The 22,216-nt window shown below is 68.2% G+C and carries 26 protein-coding genes; 11 read left to right on the top strand and 15 right to left on the bottom strand.

Annotated elements, in window-relative coordinates; translation table 11 throughout:
• Nucleotides 1-3: 3 nt before the first annotated feature.
• The 4 genes from FZP69_RS01295 to FZP69_RS01280 form a co-directional block, all read right to left on the bottom strand.
• The gene (locus FZP69_RS01295; protein WP_152039590.1) at nucleotides 4-384 is read right to left on the bottom strand and encodes a helix-turn-helix domain-containing protein; all 381 of its coding nucleotides are present in this window, start codon (nucleotides 382-384) and stop codon (nucleotides 4-6) included.
• Nucleotides 385-615: 231 nt separating this feature from the next.
• Nucleotides 616-867, bottom strand: a complete 252-nt coding sequence (locus tag FZP69_RS01290) for a hypothetical protein (protein ID WP_152039589.1) — start codon at nucleotides 865-867, stop codon at nucleotides 616-618.
• A gap of 72 nt (nucleotides 868-939) precedes the next feature.
• Nucleotides 940-1,629 carry a DUF5828 family protein gene (locus tag FZP69_RS01285; RefSeq protein ID WP_152039588.1) on the bottom strand — a complete coding sequence of 230 codons (690 nt, stop codon included), beginning with the start codon at nucleotides 1,627-1,629 and terminating at the stop codon, nucleotides 940-942.
• Nucleotides 1,630-1,728: 99 nt separating this feature from the next.
• Nucleotides 1,729-1,959, bottom strand: a complete 231-nt coding sequence (locus tag FZP69_RS01280) for a hypothetical protein (protein ID WP_152039587.1) — start codon at nucleotides 1,957-1,959, stop codon at nucleotides 1,729-1,731.
• A 354-nt stretch (nucleotides 1,960-2,313) separates the two neighbouring features.
• Between FZP69_RS01280 and FZP69_RS01275 the strand changes: the two genes are divergently transcribed.
• From FZP69_RS01275 to FZP69_RS22250, 6 genes are all read left to right on the top strand, one after another.
• Nucleotides 2,314-3,339, top strand: a complete 1,026-nt coding sequence (locus FZP69_RS01275) for a hypothetical protein (RefSeq protein ID WP_152039586.1) — start codon at nucleotides 2,314-2,316, stop codon at nucleotides 3,337-3,339.
• Nucleotides 3,336-3,902: a lycopene cyclase family protein gene (locus FZP69_RS22855; RefSeq protein WP_204959883.1), complete on the top strand. Its 567-nt coding sequence runs from the start codon at nucleotides 3,336-3,338 to the stop codon at nucleotides 3,900-3,902. Before FZP69_RS01275 ends, FZP69_RS22855 begins: the two co-directional genes overlap by 4 nt.
• The gene (locus FZP69_RS01270; protein WP_204959881.1) at nucleotides 3,899-5,056 is read left to right on the top strand and encodes a GMC family oxidoreductase N-terminal domain-containing protein; all 1,158 of its coding nucleotides are present in this window, start codon (nucleotides 3,899-3,901) and stop codon (nucleotides 5,054-5,056) included. Before FZP69_RS22855 ends, FZP69_RS01270 begins: the two co-directional genes overlap by 4 nt.
• Before the next feature lie 595 nt (nucleotides 5,057-5,651).
• Entirely contained in the window at nucleotides 5,652-6,062 is a 411-nt protein-coding gene (locus FZP69_RS01265; RefSeq protein WP_152039585.1) for a cupin domain-containing protein, read from the top strand.
• Nucleotides 6,059-6,703, top strand: a complete 645-nt coding sequence (locus FZP69_RS01260; protein ID WP_152039584.1) for a hypothetical protein — start codon at nucleotides 6,059-6,061, stop codon at nucleotides 6,701-6,703. Before FZP69_RS01265 ends, FZP69_RS01260 begins: the two co-directional genes overlap by 4 nt.
• Nucleotides 6,704-6,795: 92 nt before the next feature.
• Entirely contained in the window at nucleotides 6,796-6,933 is a 138-nt protein-coding gene (locus tag FZP69_RS22250; protein WP_192918415.1) for a hypothetical protein, read from the top strand.
• Nucleotides 6,934-6,978: 45 nt separating this feature from the next.
• Here the strand turns inward: FZP69_RS22250 and FZP69_RS01255 are convergent, their stop codons facing one another.
• From FZP69_RS01255 to FZP69_RS01245, 3 genes are all read right to left on the bottom strand, one after another.
• Nucleotides 6,979-8,799 (bottom strand): carbon starvation CstA family protein, encoded by a 1,821-nt coding sequence (locus FZP69_RS01255; protein WP_152039583.1) that lies wholly within the window; start codon nucleotides 8,797-8,799, stop codon nucleotides 6,979-6,981.
• Between the two features lie 212 nt (nucleotides 8,800-9,011).
• Nucleotides 9,012-9,977 (bottom strand): ArsA family ATPase, encoded by a 966-nt coding sequence (locus FZP69_RS01250; RefSeq protein WP_152039582.1) that lies wholly within the window; start codon nucleotides 9,975-9,977, stop codon nucleotides 9,012-9,014.
• 19 nt (nucleotides 9,978-9,996) lie between these two features.
• Nucleotides 9,997-10,293 carry a hypothetical protein gene (locus FZP69_RS01245; protein WP_152039581.1) on the bottom strand — a complete coding sequence of 99 codons (297 nt, stop codon included), beginning with the start codon at nucleotides 10,291-10,293 and terminating at the stop codon, nucleotides 9,997-9,999.
• Nucleotides 10,294-10,401: 108 nt separating this feature from the next.
• Here FZP69_RS01245 and FZP69_RS01240 point away from each other — a divergent pair, with 108 nt between their 5' ends.
• Entirely contained in the window at nucleotides 10,402-11,697 is a 1,296-nt protein-coding gene (locus FZP69_RS01240) for a CobW family GTP-binding protein (RefSeq protein WP_152039580.1), read from the top strand.
• Nucleotides 11,698-11,780: 83 nt separating this feature from the next.
• On the top strand, nucleotides 11,781-13,262 hold the full coding sequence (locus FZP69_RS01235) for a TIGR00341 family protein (protein WP_152039579.1): 1,482 nt from the start codon (nucleotides 11,781-11,783) through the stop codon (nucleotides 13,260-13,262).
• A 266-nt stretch (nucleotides 13,263-13,528) separates the two neighbouring features.
• On the opposite strand, the gene FZP69_RS01225 is transcribed toward FZP69_RS01235, so the two are convergent.
• Together FZP69_RS01225 and FZP69_RS01220 are read right to left on the bottom strand one after the other, a co-directional pair.
• The gene (locus tag FZP69_RS01225; protein WP_152039577.1) at nucleotides 13,529-13,939 is read right to left on the bottom strand and encodes an SRPBCC family protein; all 411 of its coding nucleotides are present in this window, start codon (nucleotides 13,937-13,939) and stop codon (nucleotides 13,529-13,531) included.
• Nucleotides 13,940-14,057: 118 nt separating this feature from the next.
• Entirely contained in the window at nucleotides 14,058-14,369 is a 312-nt protein-coding gene (locus FZP69_RS01220; protein ID WP_152039576.1) for a hypothetical protein, read from the bottom strand.
• A 59-nt stretch (nucleotides 14,370-14,428) separates the two neighbouring features.
• Here FZP69_RS01220 and FZP69_RS01215 point away from each other — a divergent pair, with 59 nt between their 5' ends.
• The 3 genes from FZP69_RS01215 (at nucleotide 14,429) to FZP69_RS01205 (ending at nucleotide 16,262) form a co-directional block, all read left to right on the top strand.
• Entirely contained in the window at nucleotides 14,429-14,611 is a 183-nt protein-coding gene (locus FZP69_RS01215) for a hypothetical protein (RefSeq protein WP_152039575.1), read from the top strand.
• Between the two features lie 270 nt (nucleotides 14,612-14,881).
• Nucleotides 14,882-15,562 (top strand): uracil phosphoribosyltransferase, encoded by a 681-nt coding sequence (gene upp / locus FZP69_RS01210; RefSeq protein WP_152039574.1) that lies wholly within the window; start codon nucleotides 14,882-14,884, stop codon nucleotides 15,560-15,562.
• A 448-nt stretch (nucleotides 15,563-16,010) separates the two neighbouring features.
• Nucleotides 16,011-16,262, top strand: a complete 252-nt coding sequence (locus FZP69_RS01205) for a DUF7569 family protein (protein WP_394350141.1) — start codon at nucleotides 16,011-16,013, stop codon at nucleotides 16,260-16,262.
• Nucleotides 16,263-16,335: 73 nt separating this feature from the next.
• Here FZP69_RS01205 and FZP69_RS01200 read toward each other — a convergent pair whose 3' ends face one another.
• The 6 genes from FZP69_RS01200 to FZP69_RS01175 all read right to left on the bottom strand — a co-directional run bounded on the left by FZP69_RS01200 (nucleotide 16,336) and on the right by FZP69_RS01175 (nucleotide 21,934).
• On the bottom strand, nucleotides 16,336-18,501 hold the full coding sequence (locus FZP69_RS01200) for a S9 family peptidase (protein ID WP_152039573.1): 2,166 nt from the start codon (nucleotides 18,499-18,501) through the stop codon (nucleotides 16,336-16,338).
• Between the two features lie 141 nt (nucleotides 18,502-18,642).
• The gene (locus FZP69_RS01195) at nucleotides 18,643-19,260 is read right to left on the bottom strand and encodes an IMPACT family protein (RefSeq protein WP_152039572.1); all 618 of its coding nucleotides are present in this window, start codon (nucleotides 19,258-19,260) and stop codon (nucleotides 18,643-18,645) included.
• Between the two features lie 47 nt (nucleotides 19,261-19,307).
• Nucleotides 19,308-20,075 (bottom strand): hypothetical protein, encoded by a 768-nt coding sequence (locus FZP69_RS01190; protein ID WP_152039571.1) that lies wholly within the window; start codon nucleotides 20,073-20,075, stop codon nucleotides 19,308-19,310.
• A gap of 75 nt (nucleotides 20,076-20,150) precedes the next feature.
• On the bottom strand, nucleotides 20,151-20,654 hold the full coding sequence (locus FZP69_RS01185) for an amino acid-binding protein (RefSeq protein WP_152039570.1): 504 nt from the start codon (nucleotides 20,652-20,654) through the stop codon (nucleotides 20,151-20,153).
• 129 nt (nucleotides 20,655-20,783) lie between these two features.
• Nucleotides 20,784-21,350 (bottom strand): hypothetical protein, encoded by a 567-nt coding sequence (locus FZP69_RS22245; RefSeq protein WP_192918414.1) that lies wholly within the window; start codon nucleotides 21,348-21,350, stop codon nucleotides 20,784-20,786.
• The gene (locus tag FZP69_RS01175) at nucleotides 21,347-21,934 is read right to left on the bottom strand and encodes a DUF7344 domain-containing protein (RefSeq protein WP_152039569.1); all 588 of its coding nucleotides are present in this window, start codon (nucleotides 21,932-21,934) and stop codon (nucleotides 21,347-21,349) included. The genes FZP69_RS22245 and FZP69_RS01175 overlap by 4 nt, the downstream gene beginning before the upstream one ends.
• Nucleotides 21,935-22,216: the final 282 nt, after the last annotated feature.

The following is a 22,216-nucleotide window of genomic DNA, read 5'->3' as shown; positions in this document are numbered from 1 at the left end:
CCGTCACACGGTCGAGTCGGGCCCGAAGTCGTCGATGCGCTCGTGGACGGTCTCGACCCACGTGTCGAGCGCGTCGTGGAGCAACCCCTTCGCCTCCGGCAGGGGGGTCGCGGTGTACTGATAGACGTAGCCACCAGGGTCAAGCAGACGGCGCTGGCGGTTCGCGAGCCCCTTCTCCATCAGCGTCGTTAGCGAGCGGTTGACGTTGCTCCGATCGCGGTCGAGCACCTCGGCGAGTTCCGCGACGGTACTCCCCGGGTGGTCGAGGAGCACGAGATACGTCCGACTCTCGTGGTTCTGGATGCCGAACACGCAGGACAGGACGTGCTGGAATCCCGGGTCGTCGGTCTCCAGAAGGTCGGCCATGTTGGGGGAGTCTACCATGTAGACGAAACGACGGGGTGTGGGATTATATCTCCCCCAGCGGCTGGGCATGGCCCACGCACAACCAGAACCGCGGAACGAATCGTCGGACCGAACCAGTGCAGGAGTGTGGTCGTCGGATCGGACGATCGGGGGAGCGCGGTCGTCGGACCGAAGGGAGGGGGAGAGTCAGCCGGCGACGGGGGACGCCCACCGGACGATCCGCCGGCGAACGGCTCCCCGTTCCCGTCGTCAGTCGTCCTGAACGTCGGTCCGCGCGTAGCCCATCTTCGCGATACAGGTGCGCATTCCGTCCTCGTCGTCGTGTTTGTGGAGCGTCGTCGGCGTGTCACAGTAGAACGTCGAGCCGTCGTGACGGAGCGTGACCTCGTACGTGCCTCCCATCATCTCCGTGCGAACGACGATACGGCGTCCCTCCTGGAGCGCGGAGAGGATCTCTTCGGCGGTCAGTTCGCCGGAGTCGATGCGGAGCGGTTCTGGCATACGTGTTCGGTGACGCGCGTCGGTTATAAAAATCAAGCATCGCCCACGTTCGGGGACCGTGGCCCGGGAGAGTCAGTTGGTCGTCGACTTCGACTCGGGGTCGTTCTGCGGGGCCTCGACGCCCTCGGCCGCCTCGGCAGTGGCGGTGTCTTTCTCCGTGTCGATGTGCCAGCGGTCGACCGCATCCTCGTACTCGGCGAGACGGTCCGAGACGACCGCCTTGAGGTCGTCGTCGTTGACGTTCACCTCAAAGCTGAACTGCTCGTCCTCGGCGGCACCGCGGGTGACCCGCTGGACGTTGGCGCTGATGAGTTCGTTGTCGAAGTAGTACGGTGCGAGCTGGGTCATCACCTTCCGGTAGACGGTGTCCTCCACGGCTCGGAGCGCCTTTCGACTCGCCGAATCGGCGGCACGCTTGACGTAGTCGATGGAGTCCTGCCACCGCTCGACCGCCCCCTCGTTGTCGCCCTCCTCGACCTTCTCGTACGACTCCGAGAGCTTTCGCCCGGCGTTCTGGAGGTCCTCCTCGGGTTTCTTGCCCGCCTTCTCTCCCTCGCCCTCGGCGACGCTGGCCTGGGCGGCGGTCTTCTCGTTGACGTCTTGCGAGAGCCGTTCGTGGGATTTGGGTCGCCACTCGTCCCACTCATCGAACGCGTCGCTCTCGACGCCGGCGTCACGGAGCGCGCGGGTGATGCGCTCGCCGTGCTCGACGATGTCTCCCCACGAGCCACGGCGTTTGAATCCCGAGATGCTCTCTTCCATGCCTAGTGCGTGGTAGAATGGCTACTGCGTGAAAAACTCACCGCGGTACCGGCTGGCACGCTCGTGGCGGTACCGGCTGGCACGCTCGCACCCCCCGTGCTACCGTCGACCGTACGTGATGCGTGTGGCGAACTCGTCGAGTCGGGTCTTGACGCCGCCGAGCCACGCGCCGGGCGAGACGGCGCGAAGCTGGCGTTCGTCGACCTCGATGCGCGCCTCGCCGAAGGGGTCCCGCGTTCTGCCGTCGTCGTCCCCGTCGCTGCTCCGGCTCACGTCGACGACGGACGACATGGCGCACCGTCCGCACGCTTCGGTCTCCTTGCCACCCATACCGTCGAATGAGTGACTCACGGACATTAAACCCGGTGCTAGTGCGGTGACGGCGCAGAGCCGCTGCTCGTTCGTCGGATGAGGTGGTCTGTCGGCGTCTCCCGGACAGGTGCGCTCCCGTTCAGTGAGATGGTGCTGCGGACCGCGAGAACACGGCACGCCCCAGTCCGTCTTTCCGTCCGTCCCGCTCGCCCGACCGACGGGTGAACGTGATCGTCCGGAACCGATTTCATGTGGTGTGGTAACACTTAAAATGTCGTACGTATAATATTAAAATGGTGACAGCAAGGGAGACACGACGTCGTCACGCCTGATGCACAGGGGCGGACAGTCAGCCGGGGGACCAGGGTGACAATGACACATACAGGAGGACGGGGAGAGTCGGAGAATCGAGCCGACGAACACGAAGACGAATACGAACACGAAGACGAACACGAGGATGAGCTCGACCCTCCCGACGAGTCCGGGTGGCCCGTCGCGTCTGGACGGCCGCACGCGGCGACCGATCAAGAGAACGGCGATCGGTCGGCGATCGACCCCGACATCGACGAGCATCGGCGCATCGTCGTGGGAGGGCTCGCCGCCATCGTGGGTCTCTCCGGGAACGGGTTCGCGAGCCTGTCGAAGCTCCAGTTGTCGGAGCGGTCGGCGGCCACCGACTACCGGGACATCTCGGCCCAACCGCACACGGTAGCGACGTTCGAGGCACTTGTCGACGCCGCCGTACCACGGACCCCGACACTGGCCAGCCAACGCGGACCGGAGCACGAACCGGGAGGGCTCGACGTGGAGCTGGAGCGGTATCTCGTCTGGAGCCTGAATCACCTGCTTCCGTTCCCGACACAGGACGACTTCGCCGACCAGGTCGCCCACCTGCTCGATCAGGGCGCTGCTCTCCTGATCCAGCAGGAGATGAACGAAGACCCACCGACAGTCGACAGCTTCCCCTCCGCTGGGCTGTTCGGACAGCTCTCGCGACAGGACAGATTTCGAGCGATCAATCTGCAGGAAGAGAACGGGGTCACAATCATGACACTGGTGAACATCCTGGTCCACTTCGGATATTACAGCGAGTGGTCCGGCTACGAGAACAACACCGGGCCGCCTACCGAGCGGACCTTCACCGGGGAGGTGCAAAGCTGGGAGCAGACGGCGTTCCCGGGGCCTGCGATCGGCTACCGTGACTTTCGCGGATACCTGGTCGAGGAGTTCGAGGAAGCCGAATTCGAGGACGACGATGGTGGTGACGAGGACTCCCAGGGGGGCGACGACGCGGATGGAGACGACTCCCAAGGGGACGACGATGGCGGTGACGAGGACTCCCAGGGGGGCGACGACGCGGATGGAGACAACGACTTCCGAGAGGGGGATCTCTCATGACGCCGACCGATTACGACGTCGTGGTGGTCGGTGCGGGCGCGGACGGACCGGCGCTCGCGAAGCGGCTCGGCGAACAGGACATCTCGGTGGTGATCCTCGAAGCAGGTCCGTGGTACGGGAACGAGAAGTGGCCGGCTCCGAACGAAGGCGGCAGTGGAGAAGCGAGTTCGAGTCCGGACGACCTCGACCACGAACTCCTCGAAGAACAGCTCACGAGACGGGAACACGAGACGAACGACCTGATCACTGGAAAGCTGCGCTGGGGACCGGCTGACCGGGACCGCTCTCCCTGGTTCCGCAACCTGCCGCAGAAGGGAGCGATCCAGCAGGTCGCCGGCGTCGGTGGGACGTCACAGCACTACTTCGGCAACCATCCCCGGGCGTACCCGACAGCGATCGACGACCAGCCACACGGCCCATCGACTACGCGGACCTCGTCCCCTACTACCGAACCGTCGAGGAGTTCCTCCCTGTCGCCCCCGCGCCGACGACGGCGAAGGAGGAACTCTTCTTCCAGGGCGCCGACGCCGCCGGCTACGAGATCGTCACGACGAAGGACGTGACCGAGGCCGGCTATCGAAACCAGCCGAACGCGATCACCCAGCCCGACGAGGACATCACCGACTCCGACACCCCACTCGCGGGACCGGACGTCCGCGGTTCGGTCCTCGCCGGCCACGAGTACCAGGGACCAGTCCACCCGCTCGGCGCGCCCGTCGACGAGAAGGCGAAGCGCTCCTCGCTGGTCAGTTGGGTCCCCGCCGCGCTCGAGACGGGACACGTCACGATCCGACCGAACGCGTTCGTCACGCGAGTCGTCACCGACACGACGGGCGGGACGGTGACGGCGACGGGGGTCGAGTTCCGTGACACGTGGACCGGCGAGACGCACGAGGTCTCCGCGGACGTAGTCGTGCTCGCGGCGGGCTCGATCGAGACCCCGCGGCTCTGGCTGAAGTCGGGCCTGCCGGACGGCGACTGGGTGGGACGCGGCATGACCACCCACTGGTTCGACATGGTCGTGGGTGTCTTCGACGAGGAGACACTGGAGGAGCAGATCGGACAGCCGACGCTGAATCCACACGTCGGCCAGGTCTCGGCCGCCAGATACGAGGAACCGGGCGTCGGCTGTTTCGAGACGTTCGGGTACAACCCCGGTCTCGCGTCGCTCGTGAACTACTCGTTCAGCCGCGCCGGGTACAGCTTCGATCAGGCGGTGGATCCGGCGGACCCGTGGGACTCCGTCGGTCGAGTCGTCGGCAGGGACCTCAAATCGAAGATGGCGGACTACCGGCGGACGCTGAGTATCATCGTGTTGACCGACGACCGCCCGCGCCGGGAGAACGGGGTCGCTCTCGACCCGAGGTTCGCAGACGAACACGGCCCAGTTCCCCTCGTCCGGTGGGAGCCGCATCCCGACGACTCCGCACGCCGGGAACAACTGGCCAGAACGGCGGCCACCGTCCTCCGGGCGGCAGGTGCGTCGCACGTGCACCGGGTCGACTGGCCCCCGCTGCTCCTCCACATCCAGAGCACGATGCGCATGGGGGAGGTCACCGACGCGGCCGGCGAAGCCACCGAGGTGGCTCGGCTGTTCATCGGCGACCACAGCCTGTTAGCGAACGGGGTCGGCGGCGTGAATCCGACACACACCGGTCAGGCCCTCGCACTCCGGACGGCGGATCGGATCGCCGAACGGTACTTCGAACGGGAGTGAGGTTGTCGGCTTCGCCTCCTTCCGGGGCGGGTCGGAGCAGTCGACCCCGCGCCGTGTCCGGGGTGTGAGATAGACCCGCGGCACCGCCAGTGCACACATACGACCGCAGTCCGACGCGTCCGTGTGACCGACGACGGAAACGCCGACAGCCTCGACGGGGAGGAACAGACGGGAGCCGGTGGCGACTCCGACGACGACAGCCCAGAGCGCAACGTCGACGTCCGCGAACGCCCGAGGAGTACGAGATCGACCGCGGCGAATGGAGAGCGTTCAAACTCCAGCCGTACGAGGACGAACCCCTCCCGCGGTGGACGAGCGGGACGGTCGACGGGACTGAGGCGGCGGCAGCGACGTTCGAGCGGGTGTCCAGACGTGCCGGATCTCGCAGGTTTATCGGGAGAGCCTCGATCGGGTCCGGGTGGACGGGACCGCCACGGAGCGTGCGGTCGGGACCGCCACGGAGCGGATGGGGAGCGGCTGGATCGTCACGAGTGAGCAGACCCGCTCGTCCCGACCGAACGCTCCGCTCGACCGTGGCGAACGGACGGTCAGCGTGGTCAACGGTCTTTTATCACATACTGATGTGAGACCCTACATGGGATACCACGTCGTCGACCCCGAAGACCTCGACCCCGTACCCGACCGCCCGTGCGATCTCCGCCGGGTGTCGGAGGCTGCGGACCTGTCACAGATGGCCGTCAATCGGTTCAGCGCCGACCCGGGCGAACAGCTCCCGCTCGCGTACCACTACCACGACGAACAGGAGGAGCTGTTCTTCGTCGCCGCGGGGACGCTCGCCGTCGAGACGCCCGACGAGACGTATACGGTCGAGGAGGGGTGTTTCTTCGCCGTCGACCCCGGCAGCCCACAGCGAGCGTACAACCCGGCCGACGCCGACGGGTCAGTCACGGCCGTCGCCATCGGCGTCCCGGCTGTGTCGGGGGACGCCCACGCGTACGATCCTGACGATACCGACGGTGGTGACGACGAGCGCGGGGGAGCATGACAACAGAAGAGGACCAGCCGTCGACGGCCACGACGCCGGCAGAGACCGAAACCGGGGCCGACACCGACGACACGACTCCCGAGGACGTCCCCGACTGGGACGACGAGTACGTCGACCGGGTCTCCGGCCGGATCATGTTCAACTACGACCTCGAGAAGGGCGTCTCGGTGCGGGGCGAGCCGTTCACGCTCCGGGGCGAACTCCGCATCGAGAGCCACAAGCAGTTCTTCCACCCGGCGATCACCTACGGCCACCAGCACGCGTACGAACACCTGTTTCTCACCGAACGCGGCCCGGTACGGGTGAGCGACCTCGAGCGGTTCGTCGGGCTGGGCCACGATCTCGCCGACGAGTGGGTCGACGCCGACGAGGAGCATTACGCGACCGACTTCACGTTCGTCGCCGTCACGGACGAAATCTCCGACGACGTCCGCTCGCACGTCGAAGCCTTCGAGGACCGCGAACTCATCAAGTACGGCTACCACGGCCACTACGAGATCCACCTGGCGGTCGTCGCCCCCGACCGCGAGGAGCTCGTCGTGAGCCGGAACGCCGACGTGAGCGACGCACTCCGGACCTGGGAGCCGATCGAGCCCGACCGCGGCTTCGTCGAACGGCTCAAGCGGCGGCTGTTCGGCTGAACACGGGTCCGCAAGCGCCGGAACCCACCCGACACGCCGTCGCTCGAACGCGAGAGCGACGACCGAACGGCTTCGCCGCCGTGGTCGGAACGATGCACCGACACGCGCTCTGGAGCCTCGTGGTGCTCCTGTCGGTGGGCGACTACGTGACGGCGGTCGCGGTGGTGTCGGCGAGCGAGGCGGAGAGAGCACAGACCGCGACACTGTTCGACGGCGTCGGCCCCGGCTGAGCGGCCGGGAAACGAGGAGAACGTGGTGCGTGGTGCGGGACGCCGTCAGTCGTCGCTCTCGGGCGCGCCGCCGTCGGCGACCGCCGGACCGGTCGACCGGGCCTTCCTGACGTTGCTGATGCCCATGTAGGCGATCGACAACGCGAGACCGACGAGGACGAGCGCGATGACGATCTGTACCGCGCTCGACGCCATCGCCGTCGTCGAGGCGTCGGCCATCCACGCGTCGTTGAGGAACTTCTGGTAGAGGTTCTGGTAGAACGCCAGATACAGCAGCGCGGTCGTCGTGACCGCGAGCATCAGTGCCATCGGCGCGCCGGTGCTGATGAGCTGCTTAGAGTCGTCCCAGTTGGCGAGCCAGATCGTGGCGACGAGGAGCGCGAGCGCCGCGAGCGTCTGGTTCGCACCGCCGAACAACGGCCAGAGGTCGGCCCAGCGGCCGGAGGCGACGAGCACGTACGCCGGCAGGACCTGCAGGGCCGCGTTGACGTAGCGGTTGGCCGCGACCTCCTGCACCTGTGTCTCGGGCGTGCCGACGATCTCCTCGAGCATGTACCGACCCAGCCTGACCGCGGTGTCGGTCGACGTGAGCAGGAAGCTCACGAGGACGAGCCCCATGAACGGGGCGGCGAGCGCCTCGGGGATGCCGAAGCCGAGGTTGAGGATCAGCCCGCCGCCAGTCGCGAAGTTCGGCAGCGCGAGGCCGATGCCGCCGCCGGTCGGCACCTCGGCGTACACCGCCACGGTGACGATGGCGACGGTCGCGAGGAGCCCCTCGCCGAGCATCCCACCGTAGCCGATGGTGCGGGCGTCGGTCTCCTTGTCGAGCTGTTTCGCGGTGGTGCCGGAGGAGACGAGCGAGTGGAAGCCGCTGATCGTCCCACAGGCGATGGTGACGAACAGCAGCGGGAACAGCGGCAACGAGGTCTCGACCAGCGCGCCGCCCCAGAAGCCCGCGTACGCCGGGACGTTCACCGTGAGCTGCTGGCCAGCGCCGGTGAACGTTCCGACGATGACGGCCAGCAGCGTCCCGCCGACGCCGGCGTACAGCAGGCTCGACGTGAGGAAGTCACGCGGCTGCAGCAGCACCCACACCGGGAGGACGCTCGCGACGAAGCCGTACACGAGGATGACCGGGATCCACGTCGCGATGTTGACGCTCCCGAGGACGGGCGGGAGCGGACTCCCCGAGAGCAGGACGATGGTGCCGGCGGGGTAGTCGCCGGGCACCAGCGCGAGCGGGTACTGCACGCCGACGAAGACGCCCGCGAACACCATCGCGACGAACGCGACGGTGCCGGGGAGGAACGGCAGGTTCAGCTGATAGAGGTAGACGCCGAACACCAGTGCCAGCGCGATGTACACCAGCGAGGCGGTCGCCGCCTGCGGATACGCGTTGAACACCAGCGCGATGACGAGACCGAAGACGGCGACGACGAGGATGATCGTGAGGAACGCGAACCAGAGGATCATGTTCTTGCCGCGCTCGCCCACGTACTCGCCGATGATGTAGCCGATCGACTTCCCCTCGTGGCGCATGCTGGCCGAGAGGGACATGAAGTCGTGAACGGAGCCGAACAGCGGGTTGCCGATGGCGACCCAGAGGAACGCCGGCACCCAGCCCCAGACGACGGTCGCCGTGATCGGACCGACGATGGGTGCGCCGCCCGCGATGCTCGAGTAGTGATGCCCCAGGAGGACCGGCTTCTTCGACGGAACGTACTCCTGCCCGTCCTCGTACTTGTGTGCTGGCGTCTCGCGGTCGTCGTCGAGTTCGACGAACTGCGCGAGGTATCTCGAGTAGCCCAGATACCCGATACTGAACGTGACCAGCGTCAGTACCACCAGCGTGATAGCTTGTACCATGTGTATACCCCATTTTCGACCATGTAAAAACTTCTACTTAAAAGTTGGGAAAATATTATGACGGTACCGTGAGGACGAAACGATCGAAGTATCGGTGAAACCGGCGATAGAGGCTTTCTTCGGGCCTTTTTCTGGTGTGCACCGATCGGGCACGAGAGGCCGAGTTCCGTGACGTTTTTTGCGTGTGTGCGTCGGTCGAGCACGACCGCCGCTCAGGCGGTCGGCTCGGCGGCGACGTCGATCTCGAGCTCCGCGGCCACGTCGTCGAGCAGACTCCCCTTGACCTCGGCGACGCGCGTCTCGATCTCGGCGACGACCGGCTGGTCGAACTCCTCACGGAGCGTGTCGAGCCGCTCGCGTTCGGTCTCGACCCGGTCCCGGAGGAACCGCGCTCCCCGGCCCTGCTCGTCGGGGTCGGGCTCGGGCGTGAGCTTGTTGACCGCGAGCCCCTCGACGGGGAGGTCGGCGTCGAGGAGGTTCTCGACGGCACGCGACGTCTCCCGCAGCGAGAGTTCGTCGGGGTTGACGACGAGGAAGAACGCCGCGCTGGTGCGGAGGGCCTCGCCCGCGAACTCGAACAGCTCCTTGCGCTCCTGCAGGCGGGCGATGATGGGGTCGCCCTCCATCATGCGCCGCGGTTCGCGGTTGCCGATGGCGGCGCGCTCGAACAGCTTCACCGACTGCCTGCGTTTGTGCATCAGGCGGTCGATCCACCCCTCCAGGAGGTCCGGGAGCGACAGGAGTCTGAGGGTGCCGCCGGTCGGCGAGGTGTCGAACACCACCCGGTCGTAGTCGGTGTCGCGCATCACGCCGACGAAACGGTCGAACAGCGCCGCCTCGTACGCACCGGGCGTCTGGTGTGCCATCTCGATCTGTCGGTCGATCTCGTTGACCATCGCCGGGCTGACCTGGTCGCCCATCGCCCGCTTGGTCTCCATGAGGTGGCGTTCGACCTCGTCGTCGGGATCGATCTCCATCGCGTCGAGGTTGTCGATCCCCTCGACCGGAGCGGGGTCGTCCGAGAACTGCTGGTCGAACACGTCCGAGGTGGAGTGTGCGGGGTCGGTCGAGACGACGAGCGTGTCGACGCCCGCCCGCGCACACTTGAGCGCGTACGCCGACGACACCGTGGTCTTGCCGACACCACCCTTGCCGCCGAAGAAGACGAACTCGTTCATTGGTGGCTCACGATCGAACTCAGAAGTGGTACTGCTGGCCCTTGCGTTCGAGGAGGGTGCCGCGGTCCCACATGCGTCGTTCCCACGCCTCGAACTCGTCTTCCAGATAGGGGAGGAGTTCGGCCGTGTAGTACGAGACCGGGCTCGGGATGCCGAACGCGTCGGGGAAACACGCCAGCATGAACGTGTCCTCGATGTCCTCGGCCTCCTTCTCGATCTTCTCGTATGCCGGGTGGGAGATCATGCCGTGGTAGAGGCCGCGAGCCCACTCGTCGGCCCACGCGAGGAAGGCGTCGATGCGATCGGCGAGCGTCATACCTCGACAGTCATCAAAGACCCGGCAAAAACGTGTCGCTCGACCGCGGCCGTGTGCGCCGTTCGGACGACCGTCCGTTTCAAGAACACGGACCCGAGACAGGGAGACATGGCAGGCGACGACATCCCGGTGACGATCCTGTCGGGGAGTCTCGGGGCGGGCAAGACGACGCTCCTGAACCACCTCCTCGACAACGCCGGCGATCGCGACATCGCCGTCCTCGTCAACGACATGGGCGAGATCAACGTCGACGCGGAGCTCGTGAGCGGACGGTCGGGCGGGCTCGCGGGCGACGTGACCGAACTGTCGAACGGCTGCATCTGCTGCGAACTCCGGGGCGACCTCGACCGGGCCGTGATGCGGCTGGCGCGCGAGCGCGACTTCGACCAGCTCGTCGTCGAGGCGTCGGGCATCTCCGAGCCGGGGCCGGTCGCGAAGCTGTTCACGAGAGGCAACGCCTCGGCACGATACGTCGTCGACGCGATCGTGACCGTGATCGACGCCCGACAGTTCTACGACGCGTTCGGCGGGCGCGGCGAGGTCGAACGACGGGGTGCCGCCGAGGACGGCACCAGGCCGCTGTCGGACCTCCTCGTCGAACAGGTCGAACTGGCGAACGTCGTCGTGCTGAACAAGACCGACCTCGTCTCCGACACCGAACTGGCGACGCTCGAAGACCTCGTCCACGGGCTCCGACCCGACGCCGACGTCGTGACGACGACGTACTCGGCGGTCGACCCCGACCGGCTCATGGGCCGTCGCCTGTACGACCCCGCGCGCGCCGCCGAGGCGGCGGGGTGGCGACGGGTGCTCGCCGACACCGCGGGCGAGCAGGCGGGAGGAGGCGACGACGGAGACGGTGGACACCGTGGACACGATGGGCACAGCCACGCACACGACGATCACGCTGACCACCCACACGACGGACACAGCCACCCGCAGGAGGAGTACGGCGTCACCTCCTTCGCGTACCGACGACGGCGTCCCTTCCGGCCCGAGGCCGTCGCCGACCTCCTCGCGGACCTCCCCCCGGACGTCGTCCGCTCGAAGGGGACCCTGTGGGTGGCCGGGAGCGAACACACCCTGACGTTCGGACAGGCCGGTCCGTCGGTCCACGTCGAGTGCGCGGGGCCGTGGGTCGCCACGCGCCCCGAGTTCGAGCAGGACGCCTACCGGCGCAACCGCCGGAACCTCGTGTGGGACGACGAGTGGGGCGACCGCCGGACCGAACTCGTGTTCATCGGCACGGACCTCGACGAACCCGAACTGGTCGAACGGCTCGACGACTGTCTGCTCTCGGACGACGCGTTCGCCGGCTACGACCCCGACGCGTGGGACGGGGCCCCGTTCCCGTCCGAGCAGGGCGAACAGGTCGTGCTCGCGGCACCGACGCCGCCGGAGTGAGACCGAGGGGATGTGGGCGGACGCGGACGATCCACCGACCCGATCCGTAATTCTCATTCGTCCGACAGCCGACAGTCGACGGGATGCGGTTCATCCACGCCCTGGTCCCACAGCGTCACCGCGACGACGTGCTCGGCGTCCTCGCTGACGAACGGATCGACTACGTCGTGACCGAGGAGGCCGACAGTGACGACGACGCGATCATCGTCCAGTTCCCGCTCCCCGCACAGGCCGTCGACGCGGTGCTCGCGGACCTCCGGGAGGCCGGTCTCGACGACTCGTTCACGGTCATCGCCAACGCCGAGACGGCGGCGACCCCGAACTTCGCCGAACTCGAAGAGCGGTTCGTCGAGGGGAGCGAGGAGGACGACGCCGTTGTTCCCGAGGAGATCAGATCGAAGGCCCGTGATCTGAACCCTGGCAGGCGGACGTACTACGCGATGACGCTGTTGAGCGTGCTCGTCGCGACGATCGGGCTGCTCCTGGACTCGCCCGCGATCGTCGTCGGCTCGATGGTGATCGCCCCGCAGGTCGGGGCCGCGCTGACGGCGAGTGTCGGGGTGGCGTTCAGCGAGGGGCGAATGGTGCGTAACGGGATCGTCTCGCAGGTGGTCGGTCTCGGGGTCGCCGTGGGCAGCGCGACCGCGTTCGGCTGGCTACTCAGAACCACCCAGTTCGTCTCCGGCGCGGTCGACGTGACGACGATCGCGCAGATCAGCGCCCGGACCTCACCGGGCGTCCTCTCGCTCCTCGTCGGCGTCTGTGCGGGCGCAGCCGGGGCGTTCGGCCTCGCGACCGACCTCCCGGTGTCGCTGGTGGGCGTCGCCGTCGCCGCGGCGCTCATCCCGGCGGCCGCCGCCGTCGGCATCGGCGTCGCGTGGGGCTACCCGGTCGTGGCGTTCGGGGCGGCCGTCCTGCTCGTGGTGAACATCCTCACCATCACCGCGAGCGGGGCGGTCGCGCTCTGGTATCTCGGCTACCGGCCGGAGCAGTGGCGCGAGACCACGCCGCGCGACGCGCTCCGATCCGGCGGGCTGAACGCCACGATCGCGGCGCTCCTCGCGATCGCGGTCGTCACGGGTGGCGTCGGGGCGGCCGTCGTCGAACAGAGCGCGTTCGAGAACGCGACGAACGACGCCGTCGAGGACGTCCTCGACGCGTCGGCGTACGACGAACTCGACCTCCTCACCGTGCAGGTCGAGTTCACCAGCTTCGGGCTCGCCGACGCCCCACGGGAGGTGACGGTCCGGGTCAGGCGACCGGCCGACGAGTCGTATCCGGCGTTCCCCCGGCGACTCGAAGACGAGGTCACGGCCGCGACCGACACCGACGTCACCGTCTCCGTCGAGTACGTGGAGACGGCGACGACGACCACGTCCCGAGAATCGAGAGAGGCAAGAGTTTCACAGTCGAGAGGTGCGACGGTCCGAAACCCGAACGCTCAGCACGCACACCCGGTCGATCCGGGCGACCGCTCGAACGTCATCTCCTCGCCGCAGTCGGGACAGTCGGGCGGTCCCTCACCCTCCACGTCGAGGTCGAGGACCCGCTCGCTACAGTCGTGACACCAGTACGCGCCCTTCGACTGGTCGCCTCGCCCGCCGCGGTTCGTCGACTGCGTCGATGCCCTGAGCGTCTCCGAGAGCGTCCCGAGGAGTCCCATACGCGTGTGGTGTGAAATCGAGTGGCAAAAGCGTCCGGCGGTGTGACGGAAGCGGCGCACGAGCGCGGGCGGTGACGGACGGTCGCGTGCAGGAACGGCCGGAACGCACGGGTGTAGGCGCGTCGGCTGGGTCGGGACCGCACGGCTCGTCCGTACGGGGGGTGCCCGTCACTCCACGGCCGCCGCGAGGTTGTCGAGCGCGCGTTCCAGTTCGCCACGACGCTTCCACGCGGCGATCCGATCCGTGAGCGTCGCGACGGGCAGGCCGAGACTCACCCGCGAGCGGGCGGTGAGGCGTGCCCCCTCGTTCTCGGGGGCGAACGTGAGCCACGTCTCCATCGTCTCGAACGGCCCCTCCTGTCCCTCCTGCGTGTAGTAGAGGCCGTCGTCGCGGGACTCGAACCGGAGCGAGAGCTGGAGCCCGCCGCCGGCCGCGGTGACGACCGTCGCGTCGTCGAGGTCGTGGACGTCGCTGACGGTGAACGTCTCCTCGGCCTCGACGACGGTCGCCGGCGACAGGTGCCGGGCGAGTTCGGTGGGCGTCGCCCGGACGAACCGCGACACCGCCAGTTCGCGCATATCCGAACGACTCGCGTGCCGGGGACAAAAAGCCGGACGTCCCGGGACGTTCTCGATCGACCGACGAGTGGGACCGTCCGGAGGGACACGGACGGGGCCGCGGAACCGTACCAAACGGTCACAGGAGCGGGAGCACGAGCAGCACAAGCAGGAGTGCGAGACAGAGCGCGGCGTAGACCAGCCGTGAGAGCCGCTGGTGGGGCGGGATCTCGGCCCGGACTGCGGGGCGGGCCTGCCAGACGAACCGGACGTACGCCCCGATGGAGACGACGACGAAGACGGCCGCGGAGAGCGAGACGGCGACCGGGAAGGAGAAGCCGACGGCGACGGCGTAGATCGGCCCGACCGAGAACGTGACGAGGAACGCCAGGGCGGCGACGACGAGGAACGGAACGGGGTCGACGGGTGTCCCGTCACGGTTGCGGAACATGTCTCGTCGTAGGAGTGCGAACGCAAAGAAAATAAGTCCCACACCGGGAGAGAGGAGGTATGGCTTCGGAGGGTGACCCCCGCGTGCTGTTCGTGATGAACCTCGTGCTGTCGGCGGTCTTCGGCACCGGGATCCTCTGGGGGCTCGACTTCGTCGGTCTCGCCACGTTCAGCGTCACGAACGCCGCCGTGGCGACGCTGCTGCTGATGGCGTTGACGGGGATCGTCGTCCGGGTGCTGTGAGCGACGACGCGACCGGGTCGACTCAGCCTCGGTCGCGACCTTCGACTCTCGATCTCGCCCGCGACCACGATCCTCGACGCTCGATCTCGCCCGCGCTGTGGCCCGGTTCGACCCTTCGTGGTGACGGAGCAGAGCGTCTCCCGAACACTGTCGACGAAACGCCCGAAGCGGACGCGTGGCCCCGCGCGGTCGAGTGCTTCGAGACCGGAGCAGGTGGATGAGACCGACCGATACCCCCGTTTTATATCCGTCCCCATCGGCACCTGGGATATGACCATCGACGACCGCGACAACGCGTACCTGATCACACACGCGCTCGCGAAAGACACGCTCTCGCGGCTGCGAGACGTCGAGACCGAACAGGTGGCGTTCCGCAAAGGCCTGGTCAAGCTGGGCCGCATCTGCGGGTACGAGATCATCGACGGGGCGATGGAGACCGAGTACGTCAGCATCCGGACCCCGCTGCAGGAGACCACCGGCGAACGAGTGAAAGGACTCGACGACGTCGTCATCATCAACGTGCTCCGGGCGGCGACCCCGTTCGTCGAGGGGCTCCTGAAGGCGTTCCCGCGTGCGAAACAGGGCGTCATCTCCGCCGGCCGAGACGAGGAGGCCGGTATGGACGACGACGGCCAGTTCCCGATCACGATCGACTACGTCAAACTCCCCGAGATCAGGGAGAAGGACACCGTCATCGTCGCCGACCCGATGCTCGCCACCGGGAGCACGATGTGTGCGGTCCTCGACCACGTGGTGGAGAGCGCCGAGGGAACCCCCACGGACCTGTTCGTCCTCTCGGCCGTCTCCGCGCCCGACGGCCTGCTCCGCGTCGGCGACGCCTATCCGCAGGCCGACCTGCTCACCGTCGCCATCGACGACCACCTCGACGACGACGGCTACATCGTCCCCGGACTGGGCGACGCTGGCGACCGCGCGTTCCGCACCACCTGACCGGGTGACTGCGGTATCACGGCCGAGACAGCGACGTCACGATCGCGGGAGACGTCGAGGTCATACGAGATATGGTGGGCGTCACCGTGGCCGCGACCAGTGGGGCGTGGACCGAGACCACGACGGGGAGTCGTGGTTCGTCCGCTGGCGCGATCGGTTCGACCGCGAGCTGGTCCCTCGTCGCGGGACGACGGCTCGGGGATCATCGTCGCCTGAGACCGCCGGTGTGCACCGGATCCGAACCCCCTCGTTTCGCTTCGAAACCGCCGGACGGTCCACGGCCACGTCGGTGAAACCGCGCTAACGAAACCGACCACTGATCGCTCCCCTGTGGAACGGTCCCACGGGTGACCCGACGAGATCGTCCCACGGGTGACTCGGACGGGGACGTCCCACGGAGGGCCCGAACCGGCACCATACCTAAGACGTCTGCGGTGAATCGGAACGTATGTACGACGTGTTCGACACGACCGGAGACCGTCCGATCCCCGACGGCGGCACGGCGGGAGAGCCGTGCGACGACTGTCGAACGAGCGTCGCGGACGCGCTCGCACGCACGGTAGAGGTGACGGTCGACCGGTCGACGGTCCACAGCCACCGGCTCTGTCCCGACTGTTTCGCCGAGTGGATCGATCGGTACGAACGCGAGATGCAGCCGTCGCGGCGGGGCGGGGAAGGCTCCGAGATCATCGTCGACTGAGACCGACGGCGAGAGCCCAACTCCCGGTCCGATCCGACCGCCGACTCGACGCCGTCCACCCACGCGTCGTGTGTCAGCGGCCGTCGTCCGCCGAGTCACGGCCGGTCGAGGCGTCGGAAGCCGTCCCCGACAGCCCGCCGTCGCCGCGGTCGAGCGCGCGGGCCGCGTCGTGGTGGGCGGAGTAGCCGTCGAACCAGCGGGCGATGCGTTCGAGACGGTCGACGATGTGGCCGGGTTCGCCAGACCGCGAGAGTTCGTGCCCTTCCCGCGGGTAGCGCACGAGCCGGGTGTCGACGCCGTTCTTCTTCAGGAGGAGGTAGAGGAGTTCGGCGTTGTTGACGGGGACGCGGAAGTCCCGCTCGGCGTGGACGACGAGCGTCGGCGTCGTCACCTCGTGGGCGACGGAAGCGGGCGACTGCTCCCAGAGGAATCCGGCGTCGGCCCACGGCGTCGTCTCGAAGTCCCACTCGACGAGTTTGAACGCGTCCGACGAGCCGTAGAAGGAGGTGAGGTCGTAGACGCCGCGCTGAGCGACGGCGGCCCGGAAACGATCGTCGTGGCCGACGAGCCAGGCGGTCATGAAGCCGCCGAAGCTCCCGCCGGTGAGAAACACCTGGGAGTCGTCGACGGCGTCGCGTTCACACACCGCGTCGACGCCGGCGAGGACGTCCCGGGCGGTCACCGCGCCCCAGTCGCGCACGTTCGCTGTCGCGAACGCCTCGCCGTAGCCGATCGATCCACGGGGGTTGCACCAGAACACCGCGTAGCCGCGGGCGGCGAGCGTCCGGAACTCGTGCCACATCGTCCCCGCCGTGGTCCACATCGCGTGCGGACCACCGTGGATCTCGACGACCAGCGGGTACGAGGGCGGGTCGTCCGAGTCGGCTCCTCCGTCCTCGTCCTCGTTTCCGTTCCCGTCCCCAGCGGCGTCACCCGCCCCGGGCGGGAGCATGAGCCACCCCTGCACCGGTCCCGCCGGGGAGTCGAACCACACCTCCTCGGGGGTCGCCACGTCGCGGCCGGCGAGCAACGCGGCGTTGACCTCGGTGAGGCGACGCTCCCCGCCCTCGTCGACGACGAACACGTCTCCCGGATGGTCGGCCGTGCTCTTCGTGACCGCGACGACGCCAGGGCCGACCGCGAGGCCGTCGACCTCGCCGGCGTCGACCACCACGTCGTGCCCGTCCGTCGACCCGTCGGCATCGTCGACACCGACCTCGCCAGCGTCGACCGAGAACCGCCTGACGACGAACGCTCCCTCGTCGGGCGTGACGGCGTAGAGCGCCTCCTCGTCGGGCCCCCAGCAGAGCCCACGCTCGGCGAGGACGGTCCGGTCGAGTCCCGCGGTCGGGACGATGGGGTCGTCCGCGTCGGGCACGACGACCTCGACGTCGGTCTGGACGGGCGGGCCGTCGTCAGTCGGCGTGCGGAGGTACGCGACGCGGCCGTCGGCGGTCGCCGCGAGCGCCGGATCCCACGCCTCCGACCACGCGACGTGGCGCGTCTCCCCGGCCGCGAGGTCGTGGGCGACCACCTCGTACTCGATCGCGTCGTCGGGGTCACCCCCGTCGCGGCGACGGGAGACGGCGTACGAGAGCGTGTCGTCGTCGCCCCAGGTCGGCGACGCGTAGTCGACGTCGCCGTCGGTCACCCGGGTGACGGCGTCGGTCGGTGGCGCGGTCGACGGGTCGCCGGCGAGCACGTCGCACACGTCGGCGACGTAGACGTGCCGTCGCGTGCCGTCGAGGTACTCCGTCCCGCGCCGGTAGACCAGTCGGTCGACGACGCGCGGGTCGGGCGTCTCGCGTTCGTCGTCGCTCGCGTGGCAGTCCGTCCCGGCGTCGCGCTCGGCCGCCGTGGTCTCGCCGACGAAGGCGATCCGTTCGCCGTCGGGCGACCACTCGACATCCGTGACGCCGCCGGGGACGTCCGTGACGGGTCGCGCTTCGCCGCCGTCGGTGGGGACCACCCAGAGCTGTGTGCGGTCGTCGTCGCCGCGGGTGCTGGTGAAGGCGAGCCACGCTCCGTCGGGTGAGAACGTCGGCTCGGCGTCGACGCCGTCGGCGGTGGTGAACCGCCGTGGATCGCCACCCGCGGTGGGGACGACGGAGACGCTCGCGTCGGTCGTCTCGTCGTCGGTCGGGCGGTGGACGACGTAGGCGACCGTCGATCCGTCGGGCGAGACCGCCGGCGACGACACCCGCGTGAGGTCGTGGTAGTCCGCGGCCGTGAGGCGCATGGACGCGGACTCACGTGACCGGGGCAAGAACGTTCCGGCGGACGGGAGTCGAACTCGTGCGGCCGACCCGCCACACCACGGCGGAGTCGGTCCGAGGTTTCGGGGCGGATCAGCCCGAGGTGTCACGACAGACTCGGCCCGTCAGGAGAGGTCGACGCGCCCGCTCGTCGCGCTCCGGAGGCGGTCCCTGAGTCCAGCGGCGTCGTCGATCGGAACTCGAACCGAGAACGAGGCCCGTTCGCCGTAGTCGGCGTCGAACTCCGCGCCGGCGGATTCGAGGACTCCCCGGACGGTGCCGGAGTCGTCGTAGTCGACGACCGCTTCGAACCGCTCGTGTGGCCGTTCCTCGACGACTCCGGCGTCGTCGACCGCCTCCTTCACCGCCCGCGAGTACGCCCGGGCGAGTCCACCCACGCCCAGGTTGGTGCCGCCGTAGTACCGGGTGACGACCGCGACGACGTTGCGGAGGTCACGCTGGACGAGCACGTTCAGCGCCGGTTTGCCCGACGAGCCGGTCGGTTCGCCGTCGTCCGAACACCACTCGCGGAGGAGGACGTCCACCTTCGAGGGGTCCGCGGGGACGCGGTAGGCGGGGACGTTGTGGGTCGCGTCGGCGTGTTCGGCCTCGACCGCGTCGACGAACGACTCGGCCTCTTCGACCGTCTCGGCGGGGGCGACGTAGCCGACGAACTCCGAACCCCGGATCTCGAACGCGGCCTGGCCACGCCCCGCGACGGTGCGGTACGTCCCCTCGGTCATACGCCGTCGTCGTGCGCGTCGGACGAAAAGGGTTCGATCGAGCCGTGTCACCCGTTCCCGACGCGCTCGACGAACGCCGCCGCGACGGCGCCGAGGAGACAGACGAGGCCGACGCCCGACCCGACCAGCCCGACGAGGAAGCCGTCGGGCCCGACGTCGTCGACGGTGACGACCGGACGGACGAGGGAGTAGTCGCCGTCCCGCTCGACCACCGCGGGGAAGGGGTGCGGTTCGTCCCGGTAGGGGCGGTAGTAGCCGCGGTCCTCGCCGAGGCTGGCCTTCAACACCTTCTCGACGGTGGCTCGCTCGGCCGGCGAAAGCGCGTCGTCGCGGACGACGGCCGCCTCGCGGACCGCCGCGAACCGTTCCGAGGCGTTCGCCGCGCGGGTCTCGACCAGGAGCGCGTCGTCGCGGCGATCGACCACGAGTCGTCGGGGTTCGTGGTCGAAGTCAGGTCGGAGGAAGCTGGCGTTGTGCGCGAGACTCGTGACGTCGGCCCGGACCGCCTCGTCGGTGACGCGGACGGAGCCGTTCCCCCGGTAGGCACGCCGGAGCACCCTGACAGTCCGATTCTGCGCCCGGAACTCGTCGGCCGCGTACGGTTCGGCGACGTGGGCGATGGTGACGGTCACGTCGTCGTCGAAGCGTTCGACGAGCCGCTCTCTCGTCTCGGGGTCGTCGAGGTCGACCCGTTCGGCGCCGTAGCCGGTGGCGATCCTGTCGCGGTCGAGGGAGTCGACGACCCCGGCGTAGACCGGCCCGGGGAGGAGCAAGAGGCCGACGACGAAGAGGGCGAGCACGGGGCGGGCGGGCATGTGCGCGTGTCCAGCCGCGTCGGGTAAATGCCTTGTCCGGGCGTGGCGCGTCGTCGAACCGCCCGACCCGTCGAATCAGGCGATGCTCACGCGCCGGACGAAGTCGAGCGCCGACAGCTCCGTGAGGAGGTCGCCCGGGAGGTCGCCGTCGGTGACGAGGTAGAGTTTCGGGTCGTCCGTGAACTCGGGATCCTCGCTGACCGTCTGTCGGATGGAGATGTCGCGATCGGCGATGAGCGTCGTGACGCGTGCGACGATCCCCGGCGCGTCGGCGTCGTCGACCTCGATCGTGAGGACGGTGAGGTCGAGGACGGGTGCGAGGTCCATCAGGCTCGGGATCGAGGAGATGTTCTGGAAGATCTGTCTGAGCTCGGGGTCCGCGAGGATGGCGTCGGTGGTGGAGTCGACGACGCGGCGGTCGACGCCGATCTCGCGGGCGATGCCCGTGTTCGGGATCTCGATCCCGCCGGAGACGACCCGGCCGTCGTCGTTGACCGAGAAGCCGCGTTCGAGCAGGAGGCGGATGACCGCCTGCTGGCTCGGGCTCCCCTCGAACTTCCGCATGATCTCGTCGAACATCGCCCTGCACTGGTGTACGACGTCGGGGCGTATAGTCGTTGGTTGTGCACGAAAGAGGGGCGGCGGCGAGCACGACTGCAGGAACACCGTCTCGGGGTCGAAATCGACCGTCTCGCGCCGGGGTTCCGATTACCCTACGTCGTCGTTCTCGCCGCCATCACCGTCGGTTGTGTCACCGTCGTTCTCGTCGCCATCGCCGTCGGTTGTGTCATCGTCGTTCTCGTCGCCATCACCGTCGGTTGTGTCGTCATCGTCGTTCTCGTCGCTATCGCCGTCGGTGGTGTCATCGTCATCCTCGTCGCCATCACTCTCTTCGTCCCCGTCGTCGGTGAGCGTCGACGAACAGTCTTTCACCGCCCGAACGACCCTGATCCGAACCTCCTGGCTGTCGGCAGTGATCTCGACCCGGGAGCCACAGTCGACCGTGAACACCGCCGGATCGCCGGGACTCGCCCACCGGGTCGTTCCGTCGACCGTCACCCGGAGGCCGTCGGTCGTCGCGCGGTCGGAGACGGTGAGCGGTCGCGTCCCGTTGTCGCCTGGACCGAACTCGATCCCGAGGTACGCCTCCTCGTCGTCGGCGACGGCGACCGTGACGTCGCGGTCGGCAGTCGTGGACGTCACGCTGCTCACGCCCGTCACGGACGCCAGGGCGACCAGCGCGAGCGCGGCGAGGACGAGGCGGCGGCGATTCACTCCCGTGTCACCTCGGGCGGAGCGCCGTCCGAGCCGAGCCGCATCGCCGTCCGGCTGTCGTAGACGAAGACGAGCGACGAGACGAGAAACGCTCCCGTGGTGACCCCGGCGACGGTGTACTCCGTGAATCCCCCGATCGGCGGCACGTCGAGCCACGCGGCGCTCGTGAGCGCCGCCGCGAACGTCGAGAGGATCGCGAAGTACGAGGCCCACGGCATCTCTTTCCCTCGGACGGCCTCGAGGTAGAGGTCGATCTCCGAGCCCTCGTCGGTGAGCTCGACGACCCCGCGCCGGGAGTCGTACTCGACCAGCCCCGTCTCGTCGAGCTTCGGCGCGTGGTACTGGTACAGCGACGTGTGGACGGACTTGCGCTGGTCGTACGTCACCTCCTCCGGATCGGCGCCGATCTCCCACGCCGCGACCTGCGTCGAGAGGTCGCCCATCTCCACGGGCTCGTCCGGGGACTGCATCAGGTAGTGGAGCGCGTAGCGCCGCCGCTGGTTGCTCAGCACCTCGAACACGTCCCCGTCCGTCACGTCGTTCGCGGTCGGCCTGGAAGTGGTCGTCGTGTCCTGTTCATCCACAACTCCTGCATCGTCTCCGGCTGAATCCTCGTCGACCGTAGCGTCGGCGGAAGCGCCGACGCCTGTTCCCGTGCTCACGTATTCCTCCCAGTTGACTGATATCTCACCGGCCACGCAGCGATTACTACTGTATCAATGAACCATATAGTAGTTTCGGCCGATGTGTTCAGACGGGTAGAACGACCGGTCAGAACGGCCGTTAAATCGGTCGTTAACACTGGGCTACGGCATCGTTTCGCTCCGACTCGGAGGTCATTGCGTGACGACCTCGGACCGATTTCG

This window comes from Salinigranum salinum, from assembly GCF_009176545.1.
GTDB lineage: Archaea > Halobacteriota > Halobacteria > Halobacteriales > Haloferacaceae > Salinigranum > Salinigranum salinum.
The sequence above is the reverse complement of the archived record's forward strand: the minus strand, read 5'-3'. Positions and strand labels throughout refer to the sequence as shown.